General features: G+C 30.9%; 20 protein-coding genes. 3 read left to right on the forward strand and 17 right to left on the reverse strand.

Annotated features, from left to right (window positions below):
• Positions 1-151: 151 nt before the first annotated feature.
• Positions 152-472, forward strand: coding sequence for an antibiotic biosynthesis monooxygenase family protein (locus HMPREF3125_RS10365; RefSeq protein WP_070453753.1), 321 nt, complete (start codon positions 152-154; stop codon positions 470-472).
• 90 nt (positions 473-562) lie between these two features.
• Here HMPREF3125_RS10365 and HMPREF3125_RS10370 read toward each other — a convergent pair whose 3' ends face one another.
• The 17 genes from HMPREF3125_RS10370 to HMPREF3125_RS12575 all read right to left on the reverse strand — a co-directional run bounded on the left by HMPREF3125_RS10370 (position 563) and on the right by HMPREF3125_RS12575 (position 12,181).
• A complete protein-coding gene (locus HMPREF3125_RS10370; RefSeq protein ID WP_029055353.1) occupies positions 563-1,060 on the reverse strand; it encodes an SRPBCC family protein in 498 nt (165 codons plus the stop codon).
• Between the two features lie 115 nt (positions 1,061-1,175).
• Positions 1,176-1,514 carry a winged helix-turn-helix transcriptional regulator gene (locus tag HMPREF3125_RS10375; RefSeq protein ID WP_070453755.1) on the reverse strand — a complete coding sequence of 113 codons (339 nt, stop codon included), beginning with the start codon at positions 1,512-1,514 and terminating at the stop codon, positions 1,176-1,178.
• A gap of 107 nt (positions 1,515-1,621) precedes the next feature.
• The gene (locus tag HMPREF3125_RS10380; protein ID WP_070453758.1) at positions 1,622-2,239 is read right to left on the reverse strand and encodes a phosphatase PAP2 family protein; all 618 of its coding nucleotides are present in this window, start codon (positions 2,237-2,239) and stop codon (positions 1,622-1,624) included.
• A 14-nt stretch (positions 2,240-2,253) separates the two neighbouring features.
• Positions 2,254-3,327: an undecaprenyldiphospho-muramoylpentapeptide beta-N-acetylglucosaminyltransferase gene (locus HMPREF3125_RS10385; protein ID WP_070453760.1), complete on the reverse strand. Its 1,074-nt coding sequence runs from the start codon at positions 3,325-3,327 to the stop codon at positions 2,254-2,256.
• A gap of 17 nt (positions 3,328-3,344) precedes the next feature.
• Positions 3,345-3,848, reverse strand: a complete 504-nt coding sequence (locus HMPREF3125_RS10390; RefSeq protein WP_017638009.1) for a GNAT family N-acetyltransferase — start codon at positions 3,846-3,848, stop codon at positions 3,345-3,347.
• A gap of 82 nt (positions 3,849-3,930) precedes the next feature.
• Positions 3,931-5,364, reverse strand: a complete 1,434-nt coding sequence (locus HMPREF3125_RS10395) for a S41 family peptidase (RefSeq protein ID WP_371106455.1) — start codon at positions 5,362-5,364, stop codon at positions 3,931-3,933.
• 294 nt (positions 5,365-5,658) lie between these two features.
• A complete protein-coding gene (locus tag HMPREF3125_RS10400) occupies positions 5,659-5,880 on the reverse strand; it encodes a YozE family protein (protein WP_017638011.1) in 222 nt (73 codons plus the stop codon).
• Positions 5,880-6,380, reverse strand: a complete 501-nt coding sequence (locus HMPREF3125_RS10405) for a PTS sugar transporter subunit IIA (RefSeq protein ID WP_070453764.1) — start codon at positions 6,378-6,380, stop codon at positions 5,880-5,882. The genes HMPREF3125_RS10400 and HMPREF3125_RS10405 overlap by 1 nt, the downstream gene beginning before the upstream one ends.
• 12 nt (positions 6,381-6,392) lie before the next feature.
• A complete protein-coding gene (gene msrB / locus HMPREF3125_RS10410) occupies positions 6,393-6,821 on the reverse strand; it encodes a peptide-methionine (R)-S-oxide reductase MsrB (RefSeq protein WP_017638013.1) in 429 nt (142 codons plus the stop codon).
• Positions 6,814-7,341, reverse strand: coding sequence for a peptide-methionine (S)-S-oxide reductase MsrA (gene msrA, locus HMPREF3125_RS10415; RefSeq protein ID WP_017638014.1), 528 nt, complete (start codon positions 7,339-7,341; stop codon positions 6,814-6,816). Before msrA ends, msrB begins: the two co-directional genes overlap by 8 nt.
• A 96-nt stretch (positions 7,342-7,437) precedes the next feature.
• A complete protein-coding gene (locus tag HMPREF3125_RS10420) occupies positions 7,438-8,280 on the reverse strand; it encodes a DegV family protein (RefSeq protein ID WP_017638015.1) in 843 nt (280 codons plus the stop codon).
• Between the two features lie 11 nt (positions 8,281-8,291).
• A complete protein-coding gene (locus HMPREF3125_RS10425; RefSeq protein ID WP_017638016.1) occupies positions 8,292-8,774 on the reverse strand; it encodes a dihydrofolate reductase in 483 nt (160 codons plus the stop codon).
• 166 nt (positions 8,775-8,940) lie between these two features.
• The gene (locus HMPREF3125_RS10430) at positions 8,941-9,897 is read right to left on the reverse strand and encodes a thymidylate synthase (protein ID WP_070453766.1); all 957 of its coding nucleotides are present in this window, start codon (positions 9,895-9,897) and stop codon (positions 8,941-8,943) included.
• A 216-nt stretch (positions 9,898-10,113) separates the two neighbouring features.
• Positions 10,114-10,557, reverse strand: coding sequence for a bacilliredoxin BrxA (gene brxA / locus HMPREF3125_RS10435; RefSeq protein ID WP_017638018.1), 444 nt, complete (start codon positions 10,555-10,557; stop codon positions 10,114-10,116).
• A 25-nt stretch (positions 10,558-10,582) separates the two neighbouring features.
• Positions 10,583-11,698 carry a conserved virulence factor C family protein gene (locus HMPREF3125_RS10440; RefSeq protein WP_070453768.1) on the reverse strand — a complete coding sequence of 372 codons (1,116 nt, stop codon included), beginning with the start codon at positions 11,696-11,698 and terminating at the stop codon, positions 10,583-10,585.
• Between the two features lie 30 nt (positions 11,699-11,728).
• A complete protein-coding gene (locus HMPREF3125_RS10445) occupies positions 11,729-11,983 on the reverse strand; it encodes a NifU N-terminal domain-containing protein (protein ID WP_017638020.1) in 255 nt (84 codons plus the stop codon).
• Positions 11,984-11,995: 12 nt separating this feature from the next.
• Positions 11,996-12,181 (reverse strand): zinc-finger domain-containing protein, encoded by a 186-nt coding sequence (locus HMPREF3125_RS12575; protein ID WP_081581220.1) that lies wholly within the window; start codon positions 12,179-12,181, stop codon positions 11,996-11,998.
• A 260-nt stretch (positions 12,182-12,441) separates the two neighbouring features.
• Between HMPREF3125_RS12575 and HMPREF3125_RS10450 the strand changes: the two genes are divergently transcribed.
• Complete coding sequence (locus tag HMPREF3125_RS10450; protein WP_017638021.1) at positions 12,442-13,146, forward strand: queuosine precursor transporter; 705 nt, start codon at positions 12,442-12,444, stop codon at positions 13,144-13,146.
• Positions 13,147-13,321: 175 nt separating this feature from the next.
• Positions 13,322-13,720 carry a ribonuclease HI family protein gene (locus HMPREF3125_RS10455; RefSeq protein WP_029055345.1) on the forward strand — a complete coding sequence of 133 codons (399 nt, stop codon included), beginning with the start codon at positions 13,322-13,324 and terminating at the stop codon, positions 13,718-13,720.
• Positions 13,721-13,786 lie beyond the last annotated feature (66 nt).

A 13,786-nucleotide genomic window follows, 5' to 3' on the forward strand; every position in this document is an offset into this window, starting at 1 on the left:
TGATTCGTTAGAGGGAGTTATGCATGAGGAAAGCTCATGCGAACCGAAGAGTTATTAGAATTCAATCGTTAGAGAATTCTGTAAAAGTTGATTATAATTGATAATGTATTTCAATTAATTGATACGATAAATCTATTGGAGGGATTTTTAAATGTTTATTGCACAAGTTACTTTTTCTACATCAGATGAATCTGCAAAAGAAATTTTATTAAATAAAGCGAAAAATGCGAAATCAGACTTTGAAGGATTCGAAGGTTTAATCGATGCTGAAGTATGGAAAAATGAAACAAAATCAAAAGTAGAATATTCTATTGTATCAAAGTGGGATGAGAAAAAATCATTCCAAAATTGGGTGTCCAGACCAAGTCATGTTGAAGAACATAAAAAAATGAGAAAAGAAGAAAAAGAGCAACAAGACAGTCTCAAAAATAAAATAGAAAAAACTCTAAAACAGTATGAACTTTTTGATTAAAATCTATTGTGAATGATATTAAAAAAAAGAGCATTAAGATGACTTTGATTTCAATCACCTTAATGCTCTATTCTTTATGATATTAATATATTACATTGAAAAGTTAGCTAATGTAGTTATCCATTCCTGATGTCCATTAATCATAGGATAAGTGTTGTCACTAGCCATGTCTTTCGCTGGTTTACCAATTTGTGATTCTTGAGTTAAAATTCTTAGTCTATTATGGGATAATTTTTCAATAAGCCAAGCATGATAAACATCTAAGAATTCATCACCTGTTGCATTATTCCAGCCATGCCATGCGATTCTTGCGATATTATCTTCAACCATACATTCTTCAACTTCAGCTTCTATATCAAAACCGAATGTTTTAAATTTAAAACGTGTATTTTGTTTTAAAACTGGAGAATCTTGATTATACATATAAATATCGCTACTATTTGAATAGTAATTTTCCCATTTAGAAGTGTTTAATAAACTCTCTATAACATTATCAAATGATAAATCTTTAACGATGATTTCATTTGAAGCAAAATTATCTGTTGTACCTGGTAACCATTTTTCTGGCCATTTAATTTCATTTAACATTTAAGTCATTCCTTCCCAATTGATTTTAATTAATAGTAGCATTACATATTTAACTTGAGAAGAACGCACTTTAATGTAAGATAGTATCCAAAAGGTAAGTATGGATTAATAGATACTAGCTATCTGTTGGCTTAACAATATAATCTCTCATAAACTCCTCTCCCCAATTACACATTTCATTTAAAATATGTTCCAATGTTTTTCCGTAGTCTGTCATATAATATTCTGTTTTAGGAGGTACTTCTGGGTAAATAACCTTCTCAATGAAACCTTCTTTTTGTAGTTCTTTAAGCTGTTGACTTAACATTTTTGGAGAAGCTTGAGGTAGTAATCGTTGGATTTCATTAAAACGTAAAGTATTATTTAGGAGGTACCACAATATAATAGGTTTATATTTTCCACCAATTAAACTAATTACTGCTTCTACTGGACAGTTATATGTTTTATGTGTCATCTTTTCGCTCCTTTCTTAGTTATATACATATATAGAAAAATGAGAGGAATATATCTAATGTTAATTTAGATATATGCCCCTCTTAGTAAAATAGTATCTCTTCAAATTTAAGTGCTTTGTAATTTATTGTTTAAGATCAATGTTGATAAAACAATACTAAAGGCTCCGCCTATAATACCAGCGATAATATCTGTTGGATAATGTACGCCTAGGTATACACGAGATGTTGATACCATTAATATTAGTGAGGTTGCTAAGCCAATAAGTACGCCTTTAGATAAACCTGAATCAGTTCTATTAAGAATATAAATGATACTACCAAAATAAGAAGTAGATCCCATTGCATGACCGCTTGGGAAACTAAAACCAGTAATATCGATTAAACGTAATAACGTTGGTCTTTCTCTATCAAAGATGTTTTTTAATACAGGGTTTATAATACTAGATAAACTCATCACAATTACAAAAAAGAGTGTTTCTATTCTTAAACGTTTTAACATTAAATAAGCGATTAGTATTAAAGATAAACATACCATTGCCCAAACTTCACCGAGTTTTGTTGCACCTAACATAATAGATGTAGTGATGAAGCTTTCTGAGGCATAAATGAACTCATATACTTCATTATCAATCCACTTACCTAATCGAGATTCGTGAAAGAATGCAATGATACCGAATATCAAAGTAAAAATGATAAGTAATGAAATTCGTTTTAATCGACTCATTGCAATATTCCCCCCTATTGATTCAAAGCATCTTTGATAATTTTATCGTATATATCTTCTTTAGTGTAACTTTCTTTGTAAGTTTGCATTTGTTTAATGATGTCATCACGGTTAGATTCGATATGGTTAAGTTCTTGTATCAATCTTACTTGTGTAAGTTCATCTTCAGGAATAGCTCGACCATAACTTTTAGATTCGAAGTTTTTCGCATTATCTATTTGATCACCACGGGATTGATCTAAACCTAAAGGAATTAATAACATTGGTATTCTTAATGTTAAAAATTCATATATTGCATTTGAACCTGCACGACTGACAACAGTATCAGTAATAGCTAATAAATCAGTTAAATCATCTTTAACAAATTCAAACTGTATATATCCCTCTTTATTTATTGAATTATCTACTAATCCTTTACCTGTAAGATGAATAACTTGATATTGTTGTAATAAAGCTTCTAAATTTTCTCTTATAGCGTCATTTAATTTTTTACTTCCTAAACTACCACCCATAACAAGTAACACTTTTTTGTCTTGTTTAAAATCAGTTAATTGGTAACCACGTTGTTTATCACCTTGTTTTAAATCTTCACGTACTGTTGCGCCAACAAAGTCTGCTTTGTCTTTAGGTAAGTAATTTAATGTATCTTCAAATGTTGTATAGATTTTTTTAGCAAATTTCAATGCAATTTTATTGGCTAAACCTGGTGTTAAATCTGACTCATGAATGATTGTAGGAATTTTTAAAGAACGAGCTGCAATCACTACTGGTACAGAAACAAACCCACCTTTAGAAAATAATAAATCTGGCTTTTGTTTTTTTAGAATTTTGCGAGCATCTAAAACACCTTTTAAAACTTTAAAGATGTCTTTAGCATTATCAAATGATAAATAGCGTCGTAATTTACCACTAGAAATTGGATAATATGGAATATTTGGTAATTGAGATTCAATCATTTCCCTTTCTATTCCAGATTTTGATCCAATATAAAAAGCTTCATCGCCTTTGTCTGTTGCAGTTGGAATCAGACTTAAGTTAACTGAAACGTGTCCAACTGTTCCTCCACCTGTAAATGCGATTTTAGTCATAAATATAACCTCTATTCTTATATGTTTTTATAATATGCGTAAAATGGTGCACCGCGATCGAAAGGATGATAATCAATTTCGGCTTCGCCTACTTTTGTAAAGCCAAATTTTTCGAATAATCCTTGAGCTGGTTTATTAAGTGCAAATGTATCAGTCAATATGACATGAACACCGTGCTCTTCTGTCATATCTACTGCAAATTGGAATAATTCAGTAGCAGCACCTTTATAAGACTGGGAACCAGCTAAACGGTGTATCACATATGCCCCTTTACGATCAATAGGCCATTCTAGTTCATCATACCATTCTGATTGATTTTGGTCGATGACAATAAAACCATAAATTTCATTATCAACATCTAATACATAAAGTGTTTCAGATTCGATATCTTCTTCAAAATGTTCAGTGACAGGGTATTTGTCATCCCACTGATTATTGTTGAATTTCTCCATAATTTCTTTTGCTTCTTCTACTAAATTCTCAATACTTGAAAGATCATTTTTTGTTGCTAATCTAATCATAATCTAAAACACCTCTTTGTATTTATAGTTATAGGTTAAAAAGCTTTCATCATTTAATTCACATATTTTCATCTTTTTAAACTTATTTCAACTTCTTGATTAATTTATCTAAAACTGTGTCATTTTTATTAGATTTTTCGACTAATTTTAGAGTGAATTTATCATTTGTTTCTTTATCAAATTCACCTGTTACTTTTAAATTGTTGTCTTCTTGGAATTTCTTAATAGCCGATTCTAAGCTTGAATCAAATGTTTTAGATTCGTTATCAACTTTGAATCCTAATGCAGTTAACCCAATTTTCATTGTTTTAACATGCTTGCTTTCATCACCGATTTTATATGTTTTCTTATTAGGTATGACATTTAGAGATTGATATTTTGGAGTTTCTATTTTTACATCTGGTTGAATACCTTTACCATGAATATAATGGCCATCAGGTGTTAACCATTTCATTTCTGTATATTTCAATAGTGAACCATCATCAAATTCACGTGTTGTTTGAACAATACCTTTACCAAATGATTTAGAACCATAGACTTTAGCTTTGTGATAATCTTTGAGTGCGCCAGTGAATACTTCTGATGCACTTGCTGAACCTTCATTAATTAGGATTGAAACTTTCATGTCTTTAGCTTCTTTTAATGGGTCATTTTCTGTTTTAAGTTGTTGTTTGTCATCACCCTTTGGAAGTTGGACAACAGTTTTGTCTTTATCTATGAAAATATTTGCCATTTTCACAGCTTCATCTAATAATCCACCTGGATTGTTACGTAAATCTAAAACAATATCTCGTACACCTTGTTTGTGTGCTTTCTTGACAGCATTTTTAAGTTCGCCAGAAGTATTGTTTTGGAATTTATTAATTGTGATTACGCCAACATTATCTTTCTTCTCATATTCAACACTTTTAACATGAATAGTATCACGTTTAATTGAAATATCTTTTTCTACTGAGCCTCGTTTAATCGTTAAGACTACTTTTGTTCCTTTTTTACCTCTAACCATTTTGACGACTTCATCTAGTGGCTTATTCTTTATTGATTTATGATTAACTTTTGTAACAACATCTTTCGGTTTGATCCCTGCTTTTTCCGCTGGGGAGCCTTTCATAGGGCTAGTAATACTAATTTGATCGTTTTTCTTTTGCATTTCAGCGCCTATACCGACAAAATCACCGGACACACCTTCATTGAATGATTTCGTTTGTTCTTTAGTCATATATTCTGAATAAGGATCTTTTAATTCTTTAACCATACCGTCTATAGCTGCTTGTGATAGTTTGTCAGATTTTTGTTTTTTATAGTAATCTTTATTTAAAGTTTTATAAACATATTCAATCTTATGTAAATTTGCACGTTGTTCCTTATTTAAACCACTCATGTGATGACTGATTAGTAATGTTGCTGCAACGGTAATAGCCGCAGTTATAACGATAATACTTATTAGTAATGTAATCAGTTGCCATAATTTAAGATGAATTGGTTTCTTTGGTTTATCTTTCTTCTTATCTTGTATTGAATTTTGTTGCTCATCTGGCGTTTGATCCTCTTTATTATTAGTCACATAATCACTCCTTTTAAAAATGGTGACAATTCAATTTGATGTCTTTGAGTGAAACATCTTTATGATAACTTTATCTTTATTTTAAATTCAATTTAATACATTTAATCATTTGCTTTCAAAATGATACTTACAGTATGTATGGATTATTCTTCAAAATCAACTGAAATATAACATGATAAAGTTAAAAAGAATTTAAAATAAGCCTGTAACAAAATTCTATTGTCACAGGCGATAAATACATAATTATTAAAATTTAAGCCATTCAGTATATTCTTCATATAAATCATCGAAGACTGACATAGATAGAGTAAAATCACCATGAGTTTCGATATATTCAGATAGTTCGTTGAAATCATTCTCATGACGTGGGAATGCTAAATCTTCAAATATTTGTTCAGCTAATTTCCCTTTATCATCTTTTCTACCTCTAACTGTCATAGCAAATTGATAAAATGAATAATTTTTCATTAGTTCATTGTCACATCAATGACTTTTGTTTCACCTTTAACTGCTGCTTGAACATCATCAAAATGAATTGATGCTGTTTGATCAGAATTAGTAATAATTACAGGAGAAATAACTGATTTTGCATTATTTTTAATGTATTCAACATCGAATTTGATAATTGGATCTCCAACTTTAACATTGTCACCACTATCCACTAATACTTCAAAACCTTCACCGTCTAATTGAACAGTATCTAATCCGATATGAACTAATAATTCAAGTCCATTTTCAGCTTTTAGACCAATAGCATGTTTTGTAGGGAAAACATTATCTACTGTACCTTCGATTGGTGATACTACAGTACCCTCTGTTGGGTTAATACCAAATCCTTCGCCCATCATTTTCTGAGCAAATACTGGGTCTGGAATGTCTTCGATTTTAACGTATTCACCTGATAATGGTGAATAAACTTGAATATTTTTATCTACTTCTTTACTTTTACCGAATAATTTTTTAAACATTTTGTTCCACTCCTATTTCTCAAAGTGTTGTATTAAGTCACCGTAACCTAATTCTTCTAATTTGTCATATGGTATAAATTGAATTGATGCTGAATTGATACAATATCTTAAACCGCCTTTATCTTTAGGACCATCGTTAAATACATGTCCTAAATGACTATTTGCATCTTCAGAACGTACTTCAGTTCTAACCATACCAAACGTTTTATCTACTAGCTCGATAATTTCTTCATCGTCGATTGCTTTCGAAAAGCTAGGCCAACCACAATCAGATTCGAATTTCTCTTCTGAAGTGAATAATGGTTTGCCAGACAATTTATCGACATATATACCTTTTTCAAAATGATTCCAATATTCATTTTGAAATGGAGGTTCTGTTCCATTTTCTTGTGTAACAAGATACTCCATATCATTTAATTCATCTTTATTCTTCTTAATCATGTTGAGACCCCCAATGTGATTCTATAAATGCTTTTCTGCCTGAACCTCGTTGATATTGTTCGTAATGTTCAGGATTTTTCTTATAGTAATCTTGATGATAGTCTTCTGCAGGATAGAAGTTTTTATATGGTTTAACTGGAGTAATAACAGGTTTCTTAAAAATACCTTGTTCATCAATTTGTTGTTTCTTAAGTATTGCAGCTTTACGTTGTTCTTCGTCATGGTAAAAAATGATAGGTTGATAACTTTCACCACGGTCGAAAAACTGACCCCCATCGTCTGTAGGGTCAAATGTTTTAAAGTAAACATCTAAAATATTTTCAAATGAAGTTATTTCAGGATCATAGGTAATTTGCACAGCTTCTACATGACCAGTTTGATTAGTACATACTTGCTCATAAGTAGGATTTTCTACGTGCCCACCACTATATCCAGAAACAACTGATTTAATACCAGGATATGATGTGAATGGTTTTACCATACACCAAAAACAACCTCCAGCTAACGTTGCATAAGCCATTTGATTGCCTCCTTCCTATTTTGTTAATAATTTACGATATTATATTAAAGAAATAAAGATAAACGCTCAAAAGTTTATAAATATCTATATATTGGATTAGTTTTCGCGAACAACAACCAATCCAATAGCGCCTTTACCTGTATGTGTTGAAATGACAGGTGTTGTAACATTTACATCATAATTATGGAAATTAAAAGCTTCTGTAAATGTATTTTTAACTTTATCTACAAAATCCATGGCATTTGCGTGAGTAATACCTACTGATTTAAGTTTATGATTTTCAATGAATTCAGAAATTTCTTTTTTTAAATAATTGATACTAGTGTTTTGTGTTCGAGCGTTGTGAACGAGTTCCAATTTACCATCATTGAGCGTACCTATAGGTTTGATTTTCATGATATTACCTATAAGTCCTTTAGTTTTACTTATACGTCCACCTTTAATTAATTGATTTAATTGGCCAATTACTACAAATAACTTAGTGTTGTCTTGCAACTTTTTAACACTATCAACAATATCAGATGTTGACGTACCTTCTTCGATAAGTTCAACGATATGTTTAATTTGATAAGCTAGACCGTTAGAAATAGATTTGGAATCAATTACAGTGACATTAGCATCTACCATTTGACTAGCTTGGTAAGCTGTATTATACATACCGCTTAAACCAGAAGATAAATGTATGCTAATAATTTCTACATCATCTTTACCAAGTTTTTCATAAACGTTAATTATTTCTCCGATAGAAGCCTGACTTGTTTTAACATCAGCATCTTGTTCTAAATAGTCAATATATTCCGAAGATGTAATGTCAACTTGGTCAACATAAGATTTACCATTAATTGTAAGATTTAATGGGATGACATGGATTGCGTTTTCTTTTAAATAACTTTGAGGTAAATCTGAAGTAGAATCTGTAACGATAACTTGCTTAACCATAAATAGTCCCCCTATGATTTTTTCCTTATTAAATGTAAAAATGTATGTGGAATAGTATTTTTTTCGTCTAGTTCGCCTTCAACTGAGGACTCAACTTCCCAATCTTCAAAAGTATAACGAGGAAAGAAAGTATCTCCTTGAAACTTACCATTAACCACAGTTATATACATATCGTCTACTTTATCAATCATTTCTTCAAACAAAGTTTGGCCACCGAATATAAACACATGACCTGTTAAATCTTTTATTTCTTCAAAAGAGTGAATAACGTCCACACCTTCAGGATGAAATGACTTATTATTAGTCAAAACAACGTTACGTCTATTAGGTAAAGGTTTGCCTATAGATTCATATGTTTTTCTTCCCATAACTAATGTATGACCTGTAGATAATTGTTTAACATGTTTAAGATCATTAGGAAGATGCCATGGTAATTGATTTTGATAACCTATGACTCTTTGTTGATCATGTGCGACTAAAATAGATAATGTCATTTCATTGTCCTCCTTGATATGTGGGCATTAGTGTATCGATTTCATAAATTAAATGTAACATAAATTGAATACAATTCGTTACTATTAGGTAGTAATTAAGGAAGTTTTCTAAAGATAAATTTGAAAATTTGTAAAATACTTATCAATATTAAGATTAATTTAAAAATTATACTGCAATTGGTGCCTTGATAGCTGGATGAGACTCATAGTTAATTAATTCTATGTCTTCATAGTCGATATCAAAAATAGATTTATCTGAGTTAATTTTGATTTGAGGTGGATTGAAACTATCACGAGAAAGTTGTTCTTGTACAGCATCCATATGATTTGAATAAATATGTGCATCACCAAAAGTATGGACAAATTCCCCAACCTCTAAACCGCATTCTTTAGCTATTAAATGAGTAAGTAAGGCATAGCTTGCAATATTAAATGGAACACCTAAAAAGATATCTGCACTACGTTGATATAATTGACAACTTAATTTTCCATCTTGTACATAGAATTGGAACATCGTATGACATGGAGGTAATGCCATTGTATCGATTTCAGTTGGGTTCCAAGCTGAAACGATATGACGGCGTGAATTAGGATTTTGTTTAATTTGCTCGATAACAGTTTTAAGTTGATCAAAATGGTTGCCATCTTTATCTTCCCAATCTCTCCATTGTTTACCGTATACATTTCCTAAATCACCATATTTTTGTGCGAACGTATCATCAGTTAAAATTTTCTCTTTGAATTTCTTCATTTCAACTTTATATAATTCGTTAAAATCACTATCTTGTAATGAACGATGGCCAAAATTTGTCATATCTGGACCATGATAATCATTAGAATTAACATAATTTTCAAAAGCCCATTCATTCCAAATATTATTATTGTATTTTAATAAATATTGGATATTTGTATCCCCTTTGATAAACCATAATAATTCTGTAGCTACAAGTTTAAACGAAACTTTCTTAGTCGTTAATAAAGGAAAGCCTTTGGATAAATCAAATCTTAGTTGATGACCAAATTTTGAAATTGTGCCTGTATGTGTACGATCATCTCGTTGATTTCCAATGTCTAAGATTTCTTCACAAAGACCGTGATATGCTGCGTCGAATGAATTGAGCATGGTTGTATACATCCTTTCTATATTTTATGTAATGAAGTGGAATCCTATTATCTTTCAATAGTCACATTAATATTATTATACTGGTAATTAGACGCATAAAAAAGTATGAAACAAGATATTTGATAAAATTAATGAAGGGTCAATTTTTCTTATTAATAAAAAAGCGATACAGGACACTCAAATTAATATGAGCCTCCCGTATCACTCTAATCAGCATTATTTTGTTTCACAATAATCGTCGAATGCATCTTTTAAATCCATTGCGATATCGTTAATATCTCTACCTTCGATATGTTCTCTAGGCATGAAATGAACGAGATTTTGTCCTTTAAATAATGCGAATGAAGGACTTGAAGGTACTTGTTGAATATATTCACGCATTGTTTCAGTAGCTTCTTTATCTTGTCCTGCAAAGACAGTTACTTTATGAGTTGGTTTAGCTTCATTTTGTTCAGCAACTGCTACTGCTGCTGGGCGTGCTAAACCTGCTGCACAACCACATGTTGAATTAATAACAACAAATGTTGTATCGTCTTCGTTTACATTATTCATATATTGATTTACTGATTCGCTAGATTCTAAACTTTCAAACTCATGATCTGTAAGTTCAGAGCGCATTTGTTGTGCAAGTTCTTTCATATATTGATCATAGGCATTCATAATTTTATGCTCCTTTTAGTAATTATTAGGATTTATTTCTATTAGCGATTTGTTTCCAAACTGAACCTAGGGCTTCATCCCCATTTTCTATTCTAGAAATGGCCATTTCAATTTGTAATTTAACTTCATACGCTGAATCATTAGCATGTGCTTTTAAGCTATTTAGCTGTTGCTCGTTTCCTTCATCAAAAATAAACATAGCAGCTCTCCAACGAACGATTTTTTGAGGATCATCTAATGCTTTTTCCATTTCTGGAAGTGCTTCTTTATAACCTAAGTCACTTAAACAATCCCCTGCAGTTCGTCGTACGGCAGGACTCTTATCGTGTAACCCTTTATAAATATAAGGTAAAATGTCTTTATCCTCAACCATACCTAGTAAAACTACAGCCTCACGACGAAGCGGAATCTTTTCCTCATTTAATGCATAATCTAATAAAGGAATATCGTCAAAAGTCGGCGTTGGAAATGCTTTAAGCATACGTAATTTTTCTTTCCAATCAGAAGCTTGTTGAAATTCAGCTAATGTTACATGTTTATAATGACTTTCGGGAATAACAATATCTGTTTCTAGTGCTTCGTTAACTAATTGTTCTATTCTTGACGCTGGGTATAACGCTAATATTTCTTCATAAACGTCATCCATGACTTCATCTATGTCGCCATATCGTATGCCTAAATTTTCCCATTTTCTTAGAAAAGCGACATTATCATTATCTTTTTGAGCTTTTAGCATATTGTCTACATAAAACTCTGGCAATTGTTTACGTTTTTCATCTTGCTGAGTTGATAATTTAATTTGATATGGTATACCCTTAAACATTAATGCTTCTGCCTTAATCTCGCCATAATGTTCATCTGGTTGATACTCTTGATTCTCATTTTTTTCATTATTTAGAGTAGATGTAATTAATGGCAAAACATTCTCCCAATCGGCTTTAGGTTGTTTATCTATAGCTAGAAAATCCATAACATGGAAAATAGACTTAACACCTTCAAGATTTAATAAATCATTAATAAATTGAGGTTGTTGTTCGTTTACCTCAGTATAAGTATTTGATTTATTATCTTGCCTCTTTTCAGATAGAACAATTTTCATAGTATTAGGACTCGGTGTAGGTTCTACACGTAAAATTTCCATAAATGTGTCCCTCCATGAAATTTAATTTAATTATTGGTTGAATTTATCTTCAATTTGAGGAATAAGTGTATTCCAATCAGCTTGATCCTCTTTATCTACAGAGATGAAATCCATAACGTAAAAAATAGATTTCACACCGTCGATGTCGAATAATGCATTGATGAATTCAGGTTGCCCTTCTTGAGCTTCTGTATAAGTATTTGATTTCATATCTTCACGTGATTCATTTAAAGTGATTTTCATAGTGTTGTGGTTTGGTGTTTCTGAAATTGAAACAATTTCCATATTAACTACCTCCTATTGAAGTTCGTTTCCAATTTGTTTGATTTGTTTACCAATTGAACATTCATTGATACAAAAATGATGTGCCTGCGTCTTATTTTCAGTCTTTCTTATATGCGACTTTAATGGACATTGATGACAATACGTAGTCAATAATTGATCAATTCGATTTATAGCTTGTTGTTCGGAATAAGTAAGTATATTCTCAACTCCCTTTAGCTATAGCGTTTATTATGTCGCAAATAAAGAGATACATTTAGTTTTTAATACTACCTCAATCATTCACATGTAAACATTATAGCATTTATTATGGATGGATTAACAATAATCAATTTGCTATTAAGAACCACAAATTTAATTAACGTTACGTATTGCATTAGTAACATTTTTCAAGTAGAATGGTTAAGTTATTTTAGCGGTTTCTAAACACCCGCATTAACAAAATTTAGGAGGAAAAGTATATGTATAATGAAATTTTTGGAATAGCTACGTTTTTAGTAACGTTTATTTTAATGGTAGTGATGTATCGATTGTTTGGTAAACATGGTTTAATAGCTTGGGTAGCAATTGGTACAATTATTGCTAATATTCAAGTCATCAAAACTGTTGAAATATTTGGTATTTCAGCTACTTTAGGTAATGTCATGTTTGCGTCTATTTATTTGGCTACTGATATATTGAATGATATTTATGGAAGAAAGGTAGCTAAACGCGCAGTGTGGTTAGGATTTTCTTCAACATTAGTTATGATTATTGTCATGCAAATGTCATTACATTTCATCCCTGCTCCAGAAGACACAGCTCAAAGCGCATTTCATGCCATTTTTGATGTCGTACCACGAATTGCATTAGGTTCAATCGTTGCATATATTATCGGACAACATATAGATGTGTTTATCTTCTCACTAATTAAAAAAATATTTAGTTCTGATAAAACATTTATTATAAGAGCATATGGTAGTACTGTAATTAGTTCTATCATTGATACTGCCCTTTTCGTATCTATCGCATTTATCGGAAGTTTACCTGGTATGGCAGTATTTGAAATATTCATAACAACATATGTATTAAAACTTGTATCTACTATTTTCAATGTGCCATTTGGCTATATTGCGAAATCATTTTATCGTAAAGGTAAAATTAGTAAATTGGATGAAGGTTATTAATATATAGTGGCCACACGCTTTACTTAATTTATAATTGAGTTGAAGCGTGTTTTTTATTTATATAAATCCATAATTTGATGTTTTTAATTGAAGTATTTTTAAATTATTGTTCTTTTGATTAAAATAGATATTATGATTTAGATTGTAAGGAATTTTGATATAAGCAGGTGTGAAAATGGCAAAAATTAATTTTGACGCAGCGACAAAAGGTAATCCTGGAATGAGTACTTGTGCTATCGTCATTAAAGAAGATGATCAACATCATATTTTCACTCATGAATTAGGTGAAATGGATAATCATAGTGCTGAATGGGCAGCGTGCATTCATGCATTGGAACATGCAAGAGAACTAAAAGTAAGTAATGCCCTTCTATACACAGATTCGAAGTTGATAGCGGATAGTGTTGATGCGGGATATATTAAAAATGCTAAATTTAAACCCTATTTTGAACAATTAGAATTATTGGAAAGAGATTTTGAGTTATTGTTTGTAAAATGGGTTCCTAGAGAACAAAATAAAGAAGCTAATCAACATGCACAACAGGCTTTATTTAAATTGTTAAAGCGTAAATAGTAAAAAGAGGAGCACCGATTGATGAATATTCAATCGGTGCTCCTTCTATTTGAAGAATTAGGATAA

The sequence above is a fragment of the Staphylococcus sp. HMSC13A10 genome (assembly GCF_001808005.1).
GTDB classification, from domain to species: domain Bacteria; phylum Bacillota; class Bacilli; order Staphylococcales; family Staphylococcaceae; genus Staphylococcus; species Staphylococcus pasteuri.

Bases quoted from the DNA above. Each gene is read 5' to 3' on its own strand.
- HMPREF3125_RS10365 (WP_070453753.1), top strand. From the start codon at position 152: ATGTTTATTGCACAAGTTACTTTTTCTACATCAGATGAATCTGCAAAA.
- HMPREF3125_RS10370 (WP_029055353.1), bottom strand. From the start codon at position 1,060: ATGTTAAATGAAATTAAATGGCCAGAAAAATGGTTACCAGGTACAACA.
- HMPREF3125_RS10375 (WP_070453755.1), bottom strand. From the start codon at position 1,514: ATGACACATAAAACATATAACTGTCCAGTAGAAGCAGTAATTAGTTTA.
- HMPREF3125_RS10380 (WP_070453758.1), bottom strand. From the start codon at position 2,239: ATGAGTCGATTAAAACGAATTTCATTACTTATCATTTTTACTTTGATA.
- HMPREF3125_RS10385 (WP_070453760.1), bottom strand. From the start codon at position 3,327: ATGACTAAAATCGCATTTACAGGTGGAGGAACAGTTGGACACGTTTCA.
- HMPREF3125_RS10390 (WP_017638009.1), bottom strand. From the start codon at position 3,848: ATGATTAGATTAGCAACAAAAAATGATCTTTCAAGTATTGAGAATTTA.
- HMPREF3125_RS10400 (WP_017638011.1), bottom strand. From the start codon at position 5,880: ATGAAAAATTATTCATTTTATCAATTTGCTATGACAGTTAGAGGTAGA.
- HMPREF3125_RS10405 (WP_070453764.1), bottom strand. From the start codon at position 6,380: ATGTTTAAAAAATTATTCGGTAAAAGTAAAGAAGTAGATAAAAATATT.
- msrB (WP_017638013.1), bottom strand. From the start codon at position 6,821: ATGATTAAGAAGAATAAAGATGAATTAAATGATATGGAGTATCTTGTT.
- msrA (WP_017638014.1), bottom strand. From the start codon at position 7,341: ATGGCTTATGCAACGTTAGCTGGAGGTTGTTTTTGGTGTATGGTAAAA.
- HMPREF3125_RS10420 (WP_017638015.1), bottom strand. From the start codon at position 8,280: ATGGTTAAGCAAGTTATCGTTACAGATTCTACTTCAGATTTACCTCAA.
- HMPREF3125_RS10425 (WP_017638016.1), bottom strand. From the start codon at position 8,774: ATGACATTATCTATTTTAGTCGCACATGATCAACAAAGAGTCATAGGT.
- HMPREF3125_RS10430 (WP_070453766.1), bottom strand. From the start codon at position 9,897: ATGCTCAATTCATTCGACGCAGCATATCACGGTCTTTGTGAAGAAATC.
- brxA (WP_017638018.1), bottom strand. From the start codon at position 10,557: ATGAATGCCTATGATCAATATATGAAAGAACTTGCACAACAAATGCGC.
- HMPREF3125_RS10440 (WP_070453768.1), bottom strand. From the start codon at position 11,698: ATGGAAATTTTACGTGTAGAACCTACACCGAGTCCTAATACTATGAAA.
- HMPREF3125_RS10445 (WP_017638020.1), bottom strand. From the start codon at position 11,983: ATGGAAATTGTTTCAATTTCAGAAACACCAAACCACAACACTATGAAA.
- HMPREF3125_RS10450 (WP_017638021.1), top strand. From the start codon at position 12,442: ATGTATAATGAAATTTTTGGAATAGCTACGTTTTTAGTAACGTTTATT.
- HMPREF3125_RS10455 (WP_029055345.1), top strand. From the start codon at position 13,322: ATGGCAAAAATTAATTTTGACGCAGCGACAAAAGGTAATCCTGGAATG.